18 protein-coding genes are annotated in these 18731 nt (G+C 33.1%); 10 read left to right on the top strand and 8 right to left on the bottom strand.

Annotation, left to right across the window (positions count from 1 at the left end; translation table 11 throughout):
- Positions 1–98 precede the first annotated feature (98 nt).
- From DK865_RS09195 to DK865_RS09175, 5 genes are all read left to right on the top strand, one after another.
- On the top strand, positions 99–722 hold the full coding sequence (locus DK865_RS09195; RefSeq protein ID WP_023582110.1) for an FMN-dependent NADH-azoreductase: 624 nt from the start codon (positions 99–101) through the stop codon (positions 720–722).
- Positions 723–1074: 352 nt separating this feature from the next.
- Positions 1075–1626: a fimbrial protein gene (locus DK865_RS09190; protein WP_162556619.1), complete on the top strand. Its 552-nt coding sequence runs from the start codon at positions 1075–1077 to the stop codon at positions 1624–1626.
- A 54-nt stretch (positions 1627–1680) separates the two neighbouring features.
- Positions 1681–2382 carry a fimbrial biogenesis chaperone gene (locus tag DK865_RS09185; RefSeq protein ID WP_109391726.1) on the top strand — a complete coding sequence of 234 codons (702 nt, stop codon included), beginning with the start codon at positions 1681–1683 and terminating at the stop codon, positions 2380–2382.
- A complete protein-coding gene (locus DK865_RS09180; protein WP_162556618.1) occupies positions 2372–4735 on the top strand; it encodes a fimbria/pilus outer membrane usher protein in 2364 nt (787 codons plus the stop codon). The genes DK865_RS09185 and DK865_RS09180 overlap by 11 nt, the downstream gene beginning before the upstream one ends.
- A 13-nt stretch (positions 4736–4748) precedes the next feature.
- On the top strand, positions 4749–5288 hold the full coding sequence (locus DK865_RS09175; protein ID WP_109391724.1) for a fimbrial protein: 540 nt from the start codon (positions 4749–4751) through the stop codon (positions 5286–5288).
- Between the two features lie 69 nt (positions 5289–5357).
- Here the strand turns inward: DK865_RS09175 and DK865_RS09170 are convergent, their stop codons facing one another.
- Genes DK865_RS09170 through DK865_RS09160 form a run of 3 tightly spaced genes read right to left on the bottom strand, consistent with a single transcriptional unit; the run spans position 5358 to position 8540 of the window.
- Entirely contained in the window at positions 5358–5690 is a 333-nt protein-coding gene (locus DK865_RS09170) for a YdbL family protein (protein WP_109391723.1), read from the bottom strand.
- A gap of 10 nt (positions 5691–5700) precedes the next feature.
- Positions 5701–5907, bottom strand: a complete 207-nt coding sequence (locus DK865_RS09165; protein ID WP_036912979.1) for a YnbE family lipoprotein — start codon at positions 5905–5907, stop codon at positions 5701–5703.
- Positions 5904–8540: a YdbH family protein gene (locus tag DK865_RS09160; RefSeq protein ID WP_109391722.1), complete on the bottom strand. Its 2637-nt coding sequence runs from the start codon at positions 8538–8540 to the stop codon at positions 5904–5906. The genes DK865_RS09165 and DK865_RS09160 overlap by 4 nt, the downstream gene beginning before the upstream one ends.
- A gap of 149 nt (positions 8541–8689) precedes the next feature.
- Here DK865_RS09160 and DK865_RS09155 point away from each other — a divergent pair, with 149 nt between their 5' ends.
- Positions 8690–9688, top strand: a complete 999-nt coding sequence (locus DK865_RS09155; protein WP_109391721.1) for a 2-hydroxyacid dehydrogenase — start codon at positions 8690–8692, stop codon at positions 9686–9688.
- Positions 9689–9783: 95 nt separating this feature from the next.
- Here DK865_RS09155 and DK865_RS09150 read toward each other — a convergent pair whose 3' ends face one another.
- The 3 genes from DK865_RS09150 to DK865_RS09140 form a co-directional block, all read right to left on the bottom strand.
- The gene (locus DK865_RS09150; RefSeq protein ID WP_109391720.1) at positions 9784–11382 is read right to left on the bottom strand and encodes a methyl-accepting chemotaxis protein; all 1599 of its coding nucleotides are present in this window, start codon (positions 11380–11382) and stop codon (positions 9784–9786) included.
- Positions 11383–11904: 522 nt separating this feature from the next.
- Positions 11905–12381, bottom strand: coding sequence for an NUDIX hydrolase (locus DK865_RS09145; RefSeq protein ID WP_109391719.1), 477 nt, complete (start codon positions 12379–12381; stop codon positions 11905–11907).
- Between the two features lie 65 nt (positions 12382–12446).
- A complete protein-coding gene (locus DK865_RS09140) occupies positions 12447–13067 on the bottom strand; it encodes a TetR family transcriptional regulator (RefSeq protein ID WP_109391718.1) in 621 nt (206 codons plus the stop codon).
- 90 nt (positions 13068–13157) lie between these two features.
- On the opposite strand from DK865_RS09140, the gene DK865_RS19010 reads away from it, so the two are divergent.
- The 4 genes from DK865_RS19010 to fetB all read left to right on the top strand — a co-directional run bounded on the left by DK865_RS19010 (position 13158) and on the right by fetB (position 16871).
- Positions 13158–14072, top strand: a complete 915-nt coding sequence (locus tag DK865_RS19010) for a helix-turn-helix domain-containing protein (RefSeq protein WP_023582101.1) — start codon at positions 13158–13160, stop codon at positions 14070–14072.
- Between the two features lie 181 nt (positions 14073–14253).
- Positions 14254–15186, top strand: coding sequence for an acyl-CoA thioester hydrolase/BAAT C-terminal domain-containing protein (locus tag DK865_RS09130; RefSeq protein WP_109391717.1), 933 nt, complete (start codon positions 14254–14256; stop codon positions 15184–15186).
- A gap of 212 nt (positions 15187–15398) precedes the next feature.
- A complete protein-coding gene (gene fetA, locus DK865_RS09125; RefSeq protein WP_109391716.1) occupies positions 15399–16049 on the top strand; it encodes an iron efflux ABC transporter ATP-binding subunit FetA in 651 nt (216 codons plus the stop codon).
- A 42-nt stretch (positions 16050–16091) separates the two neighbouring features.
- Positions 16092–16871 (top strand): iron efflux ABC transporter permease subunit FetB, encoded by a 780-nt coding sequence (fetB, locus tag DK865_RS09120; protein WP_036913488.1) that lies wholly within the window; start codon positions 16092–16094, stop codon positions 16869–16871.
- Between the two features lie 75 nt (positions 16872–16946).
- On the opposite strand, the gene DK865_RS09115 is transcribed toward fetB, so the two are convergent.
- Together DK865_RS09115 and DK865_RS09110 are read right to left on the bottom strand one after the other, a co-directional pair.
- On the bottom strand, positions 16947–17801 hold the full coding sequence (locus DK865_RS09115) for a DNA/RNA non-specific endonuclease (RefSeq protein WP_109391715.1): 855 nt from the start codon (positions 17799–17801) through the stop codon (positions 16947–16949).
- A 401-nt stretch (positions 17802–18202) separates the two neighbouring features.
- A complete protein-coding gene (locus DK865_RS09110) occupies positions 18203–18679 on the bottom strand; it encodes a DUF6392 family protein (RefSeq protein ID WP_023582096.1) in 477 nt (158 codons plus the stop codon).
- Between the last annotated feature and the right edge of the window lie 52 nt (positions 18680–18731).

Here is an 18731-nt window from a genome sequence, read left to right as displayed (position 1 = left end):
TTGAATAGCATATTCAAAGGATTGTGATGTGATCTTTTAAAGATAGGGTAAACTACTATCAACTAATAAATGTAAATAAATAGAGCATGTTATAAATAATGAAAAAGATCCTTGTATTAAAATCCAGCATTTTAGATAGCTATTCACACAGTAATAAAATGGTCGATTACTTAATTGAACATTGGCAAAATAATCATAAAGATGACTTGATTACAGTGCGCGATCTCGCTAAAGATCCCGTACCTGCTCTAGATCAAGCGACGTTATTTGCTTTTGGCGAAGAGACAGCAATGCTTTCTGAAGAACAAAATGCAGCAAGAGCATTATCTGACGAACTCATTACTGAGCTAAAAGCGCATGATGTGATTGTGATTACTGCGCCAATGTATAATTTTTCAATATCTGCACAATTAAAACACTATATTGATTTTATTGCTCGTGCTGGTAAAACATTTAAATATACCGAAGCAGGTGCAGTCGGTTTACTTGAAAATAAGCAAGCCATTGTACTTACCAGCCGTGGTGGTGTTCATAAAGATCAACCTTCTGATTTAGTTGTTCCTTTTTTAACTCAGTTTTTAGCCTTTATTGGCATAAATGACGTACAATTTATTATGGCTGAGGGCACTGCATTGGGTGAAGAATACGCACAACAATCCCACCTGCAAGCACAAAAAGAAATGGATGCTATTATTAATACTATAAATATTTCAGTGAAATAGAACCTACATATAAATGTTAAAGCACCTTATATAGGTGCTTTTTTTATATTATAAATATTATTTTATTTCTAATTATCAGCCATAAGAATTATATAAAACAAACCTTTTCACCTCCTATAAAAAAAACAAAAACAGTGAATTATTCTTTTTGATTTTAAATCTTAGGTTTAAATGTTATATAAATTTAAAACAATCATTTAATAACATAAAATATTTTATATTGATAATAAAAATAGCTAATCATTAAAAAAATGACATTGATAAAAAAAGATTAAATAAATATCATTTTTTAGCGCTCAGAAAGGAGCGTTATTTAAATATTATTTAATTCTTTTTATAAATGGAACTTAAGATGAAAAAGACGTTACTTTCAATATTCGCTTTATCAAGTATAGCCCTATCAAATTCAACTATTGCTGCTGAATATGATTTAGCACCACAACAAATTGAAATTAATGGTCAGGTAGATTCAAATAATAGCTGTACTATCTCTGTTCTTGATCGTGTAATCACATTAGATAATGTAACTACTAAACAATTTAATGATATGACTGGACTTCCAACAATAGCAGCCAAGAACATTAATATTCAATTTAGTGATTGCTCATCAAATATAGATAAAGCAAATGTAATAATACCACCACAAGATAATGGTTATTTTAAAAATACATATCCAGAAAAAGATAGAAGTAATATCGCTATTGCAGTTGTTAATTCAGAAAATAATATAATGCGTAATTTATCTGATGGTGATCATAGAACTAAAACTATCAATAAAGATAGCCATAATGCAATCATCACAATCCCTGTGAATTACTATAACCCAATCCCTGGAACGCCTGTAACACCAGGGAAAGTGGCTGCATCTGTAACATTAGATATTAATGTAAGCAATGAAGATTAAAATTTAATTAATAATAAAGCCGACATTCGGCTTTATTATTTGAAGAAAACTATTATGAAAAAAAATCTATTATCTATTTCTATCATTTTATTAGCAAACTTCCCCTCTCTTTCTATTGCTGGCATTCAAATTGATAATAATAAGTTTATTTATGTTGAGAACGCTAACAATAGAAAAATAGAAATAAAAAATACTTCAAATCAAGAATATATTATAAAAAGTTCTGTCAAACAAATAAATAATGATAATAAGGAAGAATCTCCATTTATTATTTCACCCCCACTTTTTAAACTTAATGCTAACGAGACATTTTTTTTAGATGTGATAAAAATTGATGATATTGAAGTGAAAGACAAAGAATCTCTTTATAAGATAAATATAAAAAGCATACCCATTGTCAACAATGAAATTAGAGACAATAACATTTTACATGTTTCATTAAATCTTATTTATAATTTAATTTACAGACCTGACACTTTAGATAAAAAACATCATGAGATGTATAAAGATATAGTTTTTATAAAAGATAAAAAAGGAAAACTAAGAATATCAAACCCAACACCTTATTATATAACACTTACACAAGTTGAAAGCAATAACACTGCATTTATTAACAAAAAAAAAGCACTATCACCTTTTAGTCATTATGACACAGGAATTGAAGTAAATAATAACGATCTAATAAATTACAGTGTTAAAAATGAGCATGATGTCATTATTAATTACCCATCTAAAGAGATCGTCCATGAGAAATAACTTACCCCTATTTCACATTACTATGGTTTCATTTATATCAACTTTCTATTGCTCTTCAATATATGCAGATAATTTATCTTATGCTTATCTTATACCCGACATCAAACCAGAATTAATTCAATTACTTTCAAGTGGGCAACAATTATCTGGAAACTATCAAACTAATATTTTTCTCAACAATAAGAAAAAAAAACAACAAAAAGTCACATTTGAAAATATTAATGGAAAATTAACACCACTGTTAAGTGTTAATGATTTAATATCATTAGGCATTGATCCTTTATTTTATAATATAAATTTAAAATCAACAATTCCGTTTCCATTAGATAAATATAAAATTAATTTTAAGTATATTTTTTCAACTCAAACACTTTATTTATCTATTCCACAAAAAGCACTAAATATTCCCAAAAACAGTGTCGCTGATAGCTCTCTTTGGGATGATGGTATTACTGCGTTATTTAGCCATTATGATTTTTCAGCACGCTATGATAAAAAATCATCTATAGCGCAAAAAGTTAATTTAAATTCAGGGATTAATTTTGGTTTATGGAGGATACGTAGCCAAAGCCACTACTTATACAGAAAAGATAACCATAACTTTCAACTTAATTCACTTTATGCTTATCGGCAATTAAATAGTCTATCTTCCACGCTATATGGAGGGAGGTTCATTCCACACTCTCGTATTTTAGCCACTGAAAAAATACAGGGCATACAGCTTATTTCAAGCGACTTATTTTTAGGTAATACTCTTTATGCTAATAAATCAATAATAGAAGGTGTTGCTGAAACACTAGCTGAGATCAAAGTGAAGCAATATAATAAAATCATATATGAAACAACAGTTCCTTCAGGTCCATTTATTTTAGATTCCATTCCTTCAATAGGAAATAGTGAACTAACTTTAGAAATAAAAGAAGCGGATGGTCGAATAAAAAAGACAAAGCACTATTTTACATCCATGCCGAACCAATTAAACAAAAATAATTTCCAATATAATTTAATTCTTGGCGAAAACAAAGATAGAGAAACGTTTTTCTTAGGTGAGTTTGCATTTGGCATTCATAATAACATCACTACATATAATGCGATTAAGACAAAACAAGACTCAAAAAAATATCTGTCTGGTGTTACTTTTAATTTAGGTTCTTTAGGCGGGGTAGCAACAGACATTAGTTATTTAAATAATAACAATTCATATTTAAAATACCAATTTCGCTATAGCAAACATTTTTTTTCAACAAACACCCGTTTGATTTTAAGTTCCTCACATTATCAACATATAGAAAATAATAAAAATATCCATTCAAAAAACATCCTTTCAAAAAAACACACAATAGATATTTTTAAACCCATTTACAACTTAGGTTCGTTAAATTTAAACTATCAAAATTTTTCATTTGTTAATAATCCAAGTTATTTTAATTTTAGTTCTTCTTTTTCTTCATCATTAAAAAAAATCAACTATACCGTTAAATACAGCTTGAAGAAAGGTAAGCTTTATAATGATAATCATTTTTCACTGTTTTTTTATATACCTTTAGGTAATTATAATAAAAAACGCCATTGGATAAATAATTCTTTCAGTTACCAGCAGAATTTAAAATCTTATACTAATAATGTAACCTATGGCGGAAGTTCATTAGAAAACAACAGCTTGAATTACTCGATAAATTATCAAGAAAGTTCAAATAAAGAACAGCGCGTTGCTATTAATACACAATATAAAAATCATTATCAATCTTATGTTATTAATGGTGTTGCATTACCAAACAATGATTATCATCTACGCGTTGGTGTAAGTGGTGCTATTGTATTTCATCAGGATGGTATTACATTATCTCAATATTTAGGTAGAAACTTTGCCGTCATTAATACTAATAATATTTCTGGAATAAAAACAACTAATAACTCTCTATACTCTACTGATAGTCAAGGCAATTTAATACTTCCTAACATGATCCCGTATAGTATAAATAATATTATATTAAATGCATCTTCTCTCCCCTCTTATGCTGAAACACCTTTTTATATGCAAACAGCAGTACCTACCTTAGATGCTATAGTAAAATTAAAGTTTCCAATACGAATGGGTTATAAAGTCCTATTTCAATCCAACACTGATATTCCTTCTTTTTCTAATGTAACAGTATTAGATAATGATGAAAATATTATTAGTCATGGATTTGTTGCAGAAAATAATCGTATTTATTTATCTGGTTTATCTGAAAAAGGAGTGGTAAAAGTAAAATGGGGAAATAACAAAGATCAACAATGCCAATTTAATTATTCACTTAATCGTGAAATCAATCGAGATAAAGTTGTGAAAAAACAAATTGACTGTAAATAAATAGAAATAAAAAATGAAAAAGAAAGCCCTATTAACAATGTTTAGCATACTTTTATTTTCACCCTACACGTATTCCCAACGAGGTGATCATAATATAAAACATAGTTGCATGATTGAACCAATATATATAGATAATAATACTAATAGGATAACATCTAATGACTTTCCCTCTCAAAATATTGGCACATTAGCAGATAATCATGTAGCAATAACACTCATTATTTCAGTAAAAGAATGCTCTATTACAGATGGTAAAATAAAATTAGCTATAGATAAAAGTAGTATTGATATTAATAATGGCTATTTAAAAAACACTATTGATGCGAGTTTAGCAAGTAAAAATGTCGCTTTTCAATTAATTACAGGTGATGATGAGAGAGCTATTAATTTAAATAATGAGAATGATTTTTTTGAAGAAGTCATTGAGGGTGAAGCTGAGTTTTATTTCAATATAAATTATGTCAAAAAAGACAGCAATCCACCTCAATCAGGTCGAATTCAATCTAGTATTATCTTTAACTTAATGATAGATGATGAAATTGTTGAGTTATAACTAAAATAAAAAGAGCACATAATCTATTTAATCAAGTAAATATGTGCTCTATTTATTTTTTATTATTAGTTATTTCTTAACCCATTTACCATTAATGCCTTTAACAAACTCACCTTCATTAGCTCTAGCGACTAATTTTTCACCTGCCAGTCGAGCAACTGAATCAGGTGTAACTTGATTCGTTTTAGCAATTTCTGCATATTTTGCTTTTCTAGCTTGATTTATTTCATCAACAAGTTGTTGTGCCTGTTTGTTATTAGTCTGTACAAGCTCAATGTAGCCACTAAAGGTTTCCCCTACCAGCCCTTGAGATCGCGCTTCATCAAGCGTTAATGCCATGGCATTGATGCTGGTTAAAGCCATTATTAGCCCAAAACTTAAGAGATATTTCTTATAATTCATCATTTATCCTTTAAAAAATGGCGCTGTTATTTTTTAAGAGATCCTCAACTTGTCTGTCTATTTTTACATTAATCTCATGTTCGATTTTTACATTCATATTAATATTTATCGGTTTATCCGGTGTCGCAACTTCTAGTCGAATACATCCTGTTAAAGTTGATATTCCCATTACCATCGCCGCTAATAAAAACAGTTTTTTAAAAAATAATGGTTTCACTCTGACTCACTCCCTAAATCTGATAAGCTTTTTTCTAACCACTCTTCCAATTGTGAACCAAATCGTAAACTTCGCCATAATTGGAAGACATTTTCTTCATGTCGATAATTGAATTTAACTTGTCGATGTTTATCTTCTAGTGGATTCGTTCCATGAATTTCGGCCTCTAATACTAATTCACCTAAGTTACTTAAATTAACGCGAGTCCAAGAGCGACTGATCTCTAGATAACGCAGCCATGCCATAGCAATACCTGCGGACATATTATTATCATCAATCGAATCAACAAAATCTTTATCAAGCCTTAAGGTTAAATAAGATGAATTAGCCAACCAACCATCTTTAATAATCCATTGATTATTGTTAATAAAAAATGGAAATTCACCACTAACCTTACCTGATGCTGCAAATTGCGTCACTTTTAATAAAGTAAATAGATGACTTAATTGAATGTTATCAATAGAAATAATTGCTGCATCATGTTGTGGTATTGCTAATTTTGCTAACGATAGTGTTCCATCCAGCATGGCGACATTAACGTTAGATAAGACTAATGGCTTACTTTCAGTGGCTGGATAAAAACCTTGCAGATCTGCAGTAATATCGGTCATTTCAAAAAGATTATTAACTCGTTTTATCCGTAACTGTACGGGCTGTTTAACCCCTAATTGCCACTCATCCCCATTTAAACGCCAAGGTAAGATAAAATCTAATCCTTCTAAAACACCATCTTTAAGCCACATTCCACCTTGTTTGACAACTAAGTGCCCACCAGCAATTAATCCTTGTTCTGGTGCAATAGAAAAGTCTGCTTGAGTGTAGAGTTCACCTTTATCAAGAGTGATCCCTAAATCTTCTGGCAAGAGCGATTGAAAAACATTAATAGGTTGTGAAGGCCAACGCATTTGCCCTCTTAATCTAGCACCATCCCAACGCGTATTTATTGCAATAGGCCCGATATTCGGTTTAGCACTTAATTCGCCTTTTACATTAAAATTAAACGGTGATTCACCTCGGATAGTAGCAATAAAATCGGTCTTATCTAAAAACCCCCCCGCAGGAAAATCAATACGTTGACTGGTTAATTTTAATTTTCCAGTAAAAACTGGATTTTTCTCATCTCTTATCCAACGAAAAGGACTTTCTAACGATAATCGAGGTGCCGTCATCGTAGTATGTTGATATTTTAAAACATCAAAACCTGTATTGAGTTTTTCAAAACTCACTAAGTGATCAACCCAATAACCTGTTCCTGCAATATCCCAACGCGCTTTTAATGGCAGTAAATTCCCATTTCCCCAATAGCGCCATTGCCAAGTCCCATTATCAGGTAAAAAATCAATCGCTTTACCTTGAAAATGAACGCGGTAATCTCCCCAGATACTATCTTGAGCAACAACGATTGCATTTAAACGCCCATTAAAACCTTTTGATGAAAGTGTGGTTCCGGCTAAAGGTAAACGCGCATCTGTGACAGTAAGCGTTTCAGTGACAGGTCCTTTAAAACGAAACAAAGAACCGGATTGAAATTCAACAGTAGGATCTGTCAACATGCCCGTGACTTTCACAGGTAGTTGCGCATTAGCTTGCATTAATTCTTTATTCACAACACCGGTGATTTGAATCGGTATTTGAGCATCTAACCAATTTACTGCCGTTTCAGGGATCGATATTACTAAATTTCCTTTCCCCGCTTTCCCTTCTGTCATCACGTTTAATCGTGCAGTTAATCTTAAATCCGTCAATCCTTTTTGCCATTGTGCAATATTAATATTTACACCGCCTCGCAAAGGTTGATCTAATCCAAACCATTCCCAACGACCTTGCTCAATGACAATAGTTTCAGATGTAACTGTCCAGGGTAATAAAGCTAATGCGTGACCACCACCTTGTTCAGCAATTGAAATAGTGCCAGATTTTCCTACCCATTCAAGAATAAAAACTAAAGGATGAGCATAATGAGAAGTTAATAATGTGGCATCGATGGTGCCTTTTTCAGGTAATGATGCAATATCCAGAGGAAGCGCTATTTCAGCGGCAAGTTCAATATTATTGTCATCAGGTAAATTCACTTTAAATTGTTTAATCTCAAGCCACTGATTATCTTTAATCAAAAGACCTAGCTGAGCATTTTTTCCTTGATAAGTGATTAATCGCCCATTGTTTTCTGTTCTTAGTTGTAATGCACCTTGGTAGCGGGCATTGTCTTTTAAGAGCACATTGTCGATATTGACAGATAAATGAGGTATTGAGGTTAGTAGTGAATTTATCTCAAGCGGAACAGTTGCCGTTTCCGCTTGCTTATTTGTAGGCATCATTGAAAAACATTGTTCATCAATGGCAAGTTGCTGACTATTAAATTGAAGTTTATCAATTTGCTCTTTTTTATAAGAGAAAACGAAGTTATCAAGATTAGCTAAAGTGCAGTTCCCTGTCTTTAATGCGATATTTTCAATTGAAACGCCCATGCGCTGTAACTTAGGCTGTGATAAAGAGAGCGTTACACCTTCAGGTAAGTAATAATGAGCAACAACAGGCAACCACCGAGGAATAGACACCCATAAAGCAGTGCCTATTAGGCCTGTACCTAGTAGTATCGTCCCTGTCCATTTGATTGTTTTTCTTAACAACACATCATATTCCTTTTAAACAAACCTGAATCATCCACTTACCTCGTTAAATTGTTTATAATGATAGTATTAATTTCTTTCATATTGGGGCTGGATAATTCTTGTTTTTCCAGCCTCTGAATAAAAATTTAATCGAGAGTAGAGAAGACTGGATGAAAATCGTTTCCTATAGTACTAAACATTATGATCGTAAACACATGGAATGGGTTAATCAACATAATGGTTATCATTATGATATTGAATATTTCGATTTTAATTTGACAGAACAAACAGCAAAAAATGCCGTTGGCGCTGATGCTGTCTGTATTTTCGTCAATGACGATGCAAATCGTGCGGTTTTACAAGAGCTTGCTAGCCTGAATATACGTATCCTCGCATTACGCTGTGCAGGATTCAATAACGTCGATTTAGAAGCCGCCGCTGAATTAGGCATAACTGTTGTCCGTGTGCCAGCTTACTCGCCAGAAGCGATTGCAGAACATGCTGTTGGTATGATGCTGTCACTTAATCGTCGTATACACAGAGCCTATCAACGTACTCGTGATGCTAACTTCTCATTAGAAGGCTTAACTGGCTTTAATATGCATAATCGTACTGCGGGTATCATTGGTACAGGTAAAATAGGATTAGCGACATTACGCATATTAAAAGGCTTTGGCATGAAATTACTTGCTTATGATCCTTATCCAAATCAAGCCGTACTTGATTTGGGTGCCGAATATGTCGATCTGGCGACACTCTATGCAAATTCTAACGTCATTTCATTACACTGCCCATTAACTGCAGATAATCATCATCTATTAAATGAAGCGGCTTTTGCACAAATGAAAGATGGTGTGATGATTATTAATACCAGTCGCGGTGCTTTAGTGGATTCTGCGGCTGCCATTAATGCACTAAAACAAGGCAAAATTGGTGCTCTGGGCATGGACGTTTATGAAAATGAGCGCGATCTTTTCTTTGAAGATAAATCAAATGACGTTATTCAAGATGATATTTTCCGTCGTCTTTCTTCTTGTCATAACGTGTTGTTCACAGGACACCAAGCTTTCTTAACAGAGGAAGCATTAATTAGTATTAGTGAAACAACATTGCATAATATTAAAGATGTTGCCTCCGGTAACGAGTGTGCTAATCAGATAAAAGCTTAATTCTGTGCGTTAAGAATAAAGGTAAATAAAAAGTCCCCTTCGTCATAAATGAACTGAACCAAGGGGACTTATTTTATGTATTATTGATCAGATACTTATTTTTCTTGAGTATCAATAGCTTCTGTTGACTGCGTTGGAGCAAAGCGTGAAAAAGTTTCTTTCTCTTCATCGACTTTAAATTGTGAAACCAATTTAGCTAATTGATGAGCTTCATCATCCATATTCGCTGTGATAGCCGCTGATTCTTCAACCAATGCCGCATTTTGCTGAGTAACGGTATCCATTTCACTGACAGCCAATGCGATTTGGTTAATACCCATGCTTTGTTCATTAGAGGCAAGAGCAATCTGCTGCATAAAGTCATTTACCTGATTAATGGTTGTAACGATCTCTGACATTGAACGTCCAGCTTGAGCAACTTGCTGAGAACCAACATGCACTTTATTAACAGAGTGCGTAATCAAATCATTAATCTCTTTTGCGGCTTCCGCACTACGACTGGCTAAACTGCGCACTTCAGATGCAACGACAGTAAACCCTCTACCTTGCTCTCCTGCTCTTGCGGCTTCCACGGCTGCATTTAATGACAAAATATTTGTTTGATTGGCAATACTGTTAATAATGTCATTGATATCTGCGATTTTCTTCGCACTTTCAGAGATTGAAGACATGGTTTCTACCACGCTATCCATCACATTTTCGCCATTTTGAGCAGATGCCGTTGCTGTTAGTGCTAATTTGCTTGCTTCACGTGAGTTATCCGCATTTTTCTCCACGGTTGTTTTAATTTGCTCCATACTCGCAACAGTTTCTTGTAATGCACTCGCCTGCTCTTCAGTACGAGAAGATAAATCGGTATTTCCTGTCGCAATTTCGCTTGCACTCACACTGATAGTATTAACGGCATTTTTCACGGAAGATATCATATGACTTAATGAATTCTTCATATTATTCATTTCATTGAATAACTTACCAAATTCATTAGTACCGTGATTCTCGACACGCATACTTAAATCGCCTTGGCTCATTTTACTAAAGATATTGATTAATATTCTGATGTTGCCAATAAAAGTATGGGAGAACCAACGCAATATAATAATAAATAAAAGAATAACAATAATGCCCGTCGTAATTGACACCAGCATTAAACGTTCTTGAGATGTTTTTGCAATATCGATGTAGCTATTCTCAATACCATTAGCAACAGCATAATATTGCATAGTGATATCATTTAGCTCATCCATTTTAACACTTGCCGAGTGTGTTGTTAGCTCACCTTTACGCAGTCTATCTAGCGCGCCAGTGAAGATATCAAGCAGTTCATCAAAACGTTTTGTCATATCATCCGCTAATTCCCGCCCTTCTAAGGTCAATTTTTCTGTGTCTGACCAACGGTGGATCTCTTCACGGGTTATTTCAATATATTCTGCAGTTTGGTGAAAATATTTGGCTGAAGGTTTTTCATTAACGCGTAATTGTCCATCTAATCCATTAATATTTGCCCTGATCACAGCCATTTGATATCGCGCTTTGCCCATTAGTAACATTTGCTGGCTTAGGCTATTTGATGAAACGAAATTATTATAAGATCGAGTGGAAGCATCATAACTAAAATAAATAATGCTCATAATCAACACAAATAAAATGGCCAGCATGACCTTAACGGTCTTTTCTATACTGATATTTTTAAACATGGTCATATATTCCATCAAAATATACAGAATTTTTTATCTGTACATTTGTAAGATATCAGAATGCACTCTTTCACTGACAAAGAGCATATTCCCTAGTGTAAATAAAATAAGGCTAAAATGTATTCATTAGAATATAAAGGCGCGTAGGATCTGCCTTTGTTTATAATGTCGGTAATAATGAGGAAAAACTTTAGAGTTCAGTGAAAACCATTTTTCATTTATGAAATAAACGATTGTTTTATCCATGCAAATAAAAATTAACTATACAATATCCCGTAATGAGGGTGATTTTACTCAGAAAAAGATAATTTATTAATTATTTTTTAGTTTTTGTAATTTTATTTGTGTATTTTTACCTTGGGTTTTGATAGGTATATGTACCTATTAACATTAATTTATTTAATTGTAAGATTAATTTATAGTAAATTTTAAACGCATTTAGTTTCCAATAAAAATAAAGCGGTTTCTAAAAACCGCTTTTATTGTTTATTTATTATGAGTAATTTAGCTTTATTAAGAAATTTAAATAATTTTTTCTATTAATAGTTTTTTAGTTAGTTCAATAAGTCTTATCACATTTAATGGGGTTTCTATTTTTTTAATCTCTTCCAAAGAAAGCCATTGGAAAGATTTATTTGTTAATTGGCTATTTTTTAATGGCTTGCAAAGATAAATCATATCGATGTGATAATGAAACCCTTGTTTTTTATCGTGAATGGGTTCTTTTAAAATGGCGAGAGGTTTTACAAGCTCAATAACATCGTTGTTATTTAGGTTAAGACTAAATTCAGGTTGATAGCAAAGACACTCACACAATAAACCGGTTTCTTCTTCAATTTCTCTTAATACTGCATCTTGTGGCTCTTCATTTTCTTCTATGTGACCGCCCGGTGGTAACCAACACCCTATTTTAGAATGTAAATGGAGAAGGAATTGCCCCTGCTCATTGAATACAATGCCTGTTGCTGTGAAATGACTCTTAGGCACTTCTATTGTCATGATATTCCGATCCTTTACTCTATTTACTTTTATCCAGTGTACATCACATCTATCATTATTTTGTGCTATTTAGGGTCTTTCGCATTTATTGAAGATTGTTTTATTCCCAGCAAGAAATCAGAAAATATCGTTTTAAAGTCCTTACAGGCATTTTCAGGTAATGTAGTTTCATTCTTTAAATTAATCGCGATATGCGTGACAAATCCATAAATTAAATTCACGACAATATCAGGAGAACAAGTACAAATTTCTTGTTTATTATAAAGAGTAACTACACATTTTTTAATTCGAGGAATAAGAATTTGTGAATCAATTTCGTCCCACTCTTTCCAACCTAAAACGGAAATGATTTCTTGTAAGGGAATAAGCTTATCTTTGTGCTGATAAATATGATCAACACAGAAACTAAAAATAGCCTCTAACTCTTGCCATTGATCATCATAGGTAGGAATTTGAACTAATTTTTCGACAACTTTATCTACCTGAAAAAGATAGCACTCTTTTAATAACGCTTTCTTATTACTAAAGTGGTGATAAAAAGCGCCTTTGGTTACTCTTGCGTGGCGTGATATTTCATCAACAGAAACATCACAATAGTTCTGATTTATAAATAGTTCTTGCGCCGCTTCACGTAATGCAGTGCGCGTTTGCTCTGAATTCTCTTGTTGCCGTGATTTTATTTTCATGATAAAACCCTTAAAACATACCATAAGTATGTAATAATATATGGGTATCAGTTTCGTGTAAACTGAACAAAATATTTTCAGGAAATTATCATGTCATCTCAGTACAATGGGCTTACCCCCTCAAATACCTTATCCACCTTCAATATAGAAATTATCAAAGAACTTCTTCTCTGGATTGAGGTGAATCTGGAAAAACCGTTGCTACTTGATGATGTTGCGATCCGTTCTGGTTATACCAAATGGCACTTACAACGTGTATTTAAACAAGCAACAGGGTTAACACTTGCTTCGTATATTCGAGGAAGACGCTTAACAAAAGCAGCGACAGAATTACGTTTAACTAAATTGCCTATTCTGACGGTAGCATTGCGTTATCAGTTTGATTCTCAGCAATCATTTACACGTCGTTTTAAAGCCACGTTTGGTGTAACACCTACGGAATACCGTAAACTTGATAATCTTTGTGGTAATAATTTTCAACCGCCAATCAATTTTGATGTTGTTGATTTGCCGATCCCTAAAATTATGGAATTACCTGAAAGTTATGTTTACGGCATGCAATATCAATATTTTTGCTCTATCGAAGATATCGGCAAATTGCACGAAGATATTCGCCACCAATTTTGGAATGATTTTTTACTGTATACAGATAAAAACTTTACAGAAAGTACCGTGCTTATCTCATATCAACCAAACACATTACGTAAAAATAAAATCCAGATTGATTATGAAATTGGGTTAAATAGCTTAGATCATTTTACAAAAACCAGCGGTTTTAGAAAAAGAGTGATTGAGGCAGGACGTTATGTCAGATTCCAATTTAAAGGAACCCTGGAAGAATATAAACAATTTGCGATGAAAATTTATTTTTATACCCTACCCGCATTAGGTTTATGTCGTCGTTTAGGGGCTGATATTGAAAGATATGTCAGTATAGAAACTGATGCTGATTTAATGGAATTGCCAAAAACCTTAGAGATTGATTATTTCGTTCCTATTCATTAATGATCCTCAAATAGCTTGAATTTTCAGGCTATTTTATTAAGAGTAGATTAATTTCATAGTGGCTATCTATACGATAAGTTTTTCATCACTTTTTTTGTACCATTATTCACTAAATTAGCTGTTTACTTATTATTAAAATAAAATTTCGTATTTCCTCCCTACAAAAACAAATAAGGTAATCATGCGTATTTCACTTCTATTTTTACTCTCTACTTTTTTGCTTCCCTCTTTTGCAAGTTATGCAGCAATATCGACACATCTACTTCCACGAAAAGATGGGAGTGAAATTAGCTATTACTTAGATGAACGAGCTAAAAAAAATCAAACTCTATTAGTATTAATGCAAGGCTCTGACTGTAACAGCATTAAAAACAACATGTTTATCCAAGAAACCTTTGGTCAATGGTTACCAAATAGTGATGTTTTAATGGTGGAAAAATACGGTATTACCGCCCAATTACCTTATTCACAATATGATGATGAACGTGTTGATTGCCCTAAAAGCTATAAGCGTCATGATAATCCCAAACAACGTACCGAAGATTATGAGGCTGTGTTAAATATACTATCCTCACGATATCCGAATATTATTTTAATTGGTGGAAGTGAAGGCGCTACAATGGTGCATTTAGTCGTAACTAAGCGCAATGATATTAAAGCGGCTATTGCTCTGAATGGCGGGGGGCGTTTTTTTCTTGATGACGTTCTTTATAATATCCGTCATACCACGCCAAAGGAACATGTTGAAGACGCGCTGAATGGCTTTCAGCAATTTGCTGACGCAATAAAAAATAATCAAATAGATGATGAACAATTTATAAGCGAACACAGTAAAATATGGTGGCAACAATTTTTTGCTATCGATTTACTTAAAGTCATTAAAAGCAATCAACACACCCCAGTATTAATTATTCAGACACTTAATGACACCAATGTCAATGTCGATGCATTTTATCAACTAAGCCAAGATATCAACCAGCCTAATGTGAAATTTATTAAATACGATAAGTTAGATCATGGGTTTTATAATGAACAAGGTGAGCGTTTAATAAATGAAATAATCAATGATATACAGCATTGGTACTCTCAATATGAACAACAGTCCAAAACGTGATTTAACGGCTTATCTATTATTTTAAGTTTATTGTTCTTACTTGGTATTTTTAATCAATCGAGAAAAATAATTTTCTTTTTTATTGGGTCACATTCTTATTATCCTATACTAAAATAGTAATAATTTTGCTTACTAACTGATTTAAAGCAGGATCTTGATATCGTTAATTCTATATAATGATAATTATTCTCTCTTTTAAGTTTGGGATAAGAATGGAAAGCACGACTGCACTTTTACGCCTTGATAAAATAAATTATCGAGTCAATGACAAAACTATCCTTGATAACATCAGCTTTGAACTTCAACCTTCTGAATTTAAACTTATCACAGGTCCTTCAGGTTGTGGTAAAAGCACCTTACTCAAGATTGTCGCATCTCTACTATCACCCACCAAGGGTTCCATTTTCTTTGAAAATAAAGACTATTTAACGTTGTCCCCCGAAGAATATCGTCAACAAGTTTCTTATTGCACTCAAACGCCTATGTTATTTGGTGAAACTGTTTACGATAATCTTAAATTTCCTTATTTCTTACGAAAATGCTCAGTTGATGATAAAAAACTGACACATGATTTGGATTATTTTTGTTTACCTGAATCAATTATGAAAAAAGGCATTAATGAACTTTCTGGCGGTGAAAAGCAGCGTATTTCACTGATAAGAAATCTACAGTTTATGCCAAAAATCTTATTACTTGATGAGATTACAAGTGCATTAGATGAAGATAACAAAACAAAAGTGAATGAGGTTATTCACCACTATGTTAAAGATCAAAATCTCGCCGTGTTATGGGTAACTCACGATCAAAATGAAATAAAGCATGCTGATGATGTGATCTTATTACCTTCTCACAATGATGCCTGATTTTTTATCAGTCACCCTTTTGTTATGAGCGAACATAATATTATGAACGAACATACGATAAGCAATGAATCTTTGATTTTCTCGCTTTTATTAGTTCTTGTGGCTATTTTTATTAGTCGTAAAGAAAAACTCGCTTTAGAAAAAGATATTATTTGGAGTACAGCGAGAGCCATCATCCAACTATTAATTGTTGGTTATGTCTTGACCTATATTTTCCATGTTGACCATTTTATTCTCACCTTCTTAATGGTGTTATTTATCTGCTATAACGCAGCTCATAATGCCAAAAAACGGAGTAAATACGTTAAAGATATTTTTCTAATTTCTTTTACTGCTATTACAACTGGGGCATTATTAACTTTAGCTATTTTATTACTCACCAGTTCAATTGCGTTTACACCAATTCAAATTATTCCTATTACAGGGATGATTGCCGGTAATGCGATGATCGCAACCGGGCTTTGTTATAATAATTTGGGTCAACGTTTTCAAAATCAACAACAGCAATTGCAAGAAATGCTAAGCTTGGGTGCGACACCTAAACTAGCTTCAATGAGTATTATTCGAGATAGCATTAAATCTTCATTGATCCCGACCATTGATGCAGCAAAAACTGTAGGTATTGTCAGTCTACCGGGCATGATGTCAGGGCTTATATTTGCTGGTGTTGATCCATTACAAGCCGTTAAATATCAAATTATGGTCACTTTTATGTTGATGGCAACAGCCAGTATTTCAACTATTATTGCTTGCTATTTAACCTACAAGAAATTTTTTAATCAACGCCACCAGCTTATTCATTTTGATAACCGTTCAATATAACTATGTAACTCGCTTAAAAAAGGTCACCCAATTGAGTGACCTTTTTATTACTGACTAAGACGTCGGTTTAAATTCTTATTTTAATACCGTACATCCCATTTTTGTGACTAATTCGCCTGCTTGAGATTTCACATCTTGAGCACTTTCAGGTAACTGACTCCAGAGTGTTAAACCTGTACGAGCTTCCACTTCTGCTGCCGTTACTTGGAATTCACAGAAATTTGCTTTTTTCGGTGTTTGTTGATCCATAATAAACGCGGCATAAGAGGAATTTTCTGGTGAATCATTTAAAAAAACCACTTTAAAATAAGCACTTGGAATTGTGTGTTCTTTATCTGTACTTGGTAGTTTACCCATATCTCTTTCGTAGATAGGGCCTGTCACTGTAAAGACTTTATGACCTGCTTTTGCCAAATTACGCTCTTGATCTTCTAATCGTACCCACGCACCTTGGTTTAAATCTGCTTTTTGTGGTGTGATATTAGAAAGATAGTTAAGTGCATTCCAACCAGGTAACGCAGCTAATGAAGCTAAAGGCGCTTGGTGACCACGATCAACTTTTAATGTGGCATTGGCATTTTTGTAATCCGTTGGTGATAAGGTTTCATCATTACCTAAAGCCGGATCTTTTTTCCAGTTACGTGCTTTACCACTGCCAATACTGTCTTTAGTCACTAAGTAAGCAACCCAATCTGCAAATTTGGTTTCGCTATTATTATTTAATGTATAAACATCGCGTTGAATAGTGGTTTCACTACCTCCTAAGGGACAACCAATTCCACAGTTTTCATCATTCATTGCACGTATTGAAGTATCACGCGCAACAGCAGATGGTTGGGTTTCAAGATCAGACTCTACCCTCATCTCTGAATTGGCATAGCTAGTTGAAATCATAAGAAGTGATAACACAATTGGGATCATACGTTTCATATAAAATTCCTTTTTATAAAATGAAGAAACAAAAAAACTCGCCGAAGCGAGTTTTGATGTTTTAGATAGGAGAAAATCCATTCTCTTTTGTTAGTAAATTCTGGTAATAAACGATAAAGAAAACGCATCATTTTAATATTGATGTGCTTTTTAATAACTGAATATGACTCAGAATTTTGCTACGAAATATGGCGGGAGTTTTCACAACACCAGAATGCAAAAAGCCCCGCATAAGCGAGGCATTTATTCATTTGGTTGGTGTAATTCAAATTACCCACCATGAGAATAATCATGGACTGTATTTCCTACTTCGTCAATAGTTTTTCTTAAAAAAATTATTTTACGAATAATTCATTCTCTTATTAGCGTTAAATAAGGAATTTTTTATTATTGCTATCAGGTCAACCTGTATAGTTGATATCCCATCGTTTTTCTAAATTTTCGCGTAATTCAAAAGTAAGCGAAATGACCACATTCTCACCAACGTAAGGATATCTGACGATAAAAACAACCTGATTATTGTTGGGTAATTCAAAAACTTCCGTTTCACCCAAATGAAGTGACATAACAATGTGCTTTTTAGTGAAGCGGATGGGTTTCCCATAATGAGCATATAACCACTCTTGTGTCATGAGTGGCTGTAATCCGAAAGGAAGTGCATGCGGGAAATGAAATTGATTCGTTTTTTCATCAAATAGCGTCAGTGTAATTTCACTTAAACCAACACCATACGGCTCAAAATATAAATGAAGAGCTTCTTTTCTCATCGCCAAACTTCCATTTTTAGGTTTGGATTTATAAGGAATTAAATTTTGATCATAAACATCTTGATATTTCTTCCCTAATTGAGAAATAAGCCCAGCAATATCTATTGTCATTACTTACGTTCCTTAACAAAAAGCGCCTATAAAGGCGCTTTTTAATGAAAAT

It is taken from the genome of Proteus cibi, from assembly GCF_003144405.1.
Lineage (GTDB): Bacteria > Pseudomonadota > Gammaproteobacteria > Enterobacterales > Enterobacteriaceae > Proteus > Proteus cibi.
Note: the sequence above shows the minus strand (reverse complement) of the source record. Positions and strands in the feature narration are given on the sequence as shown.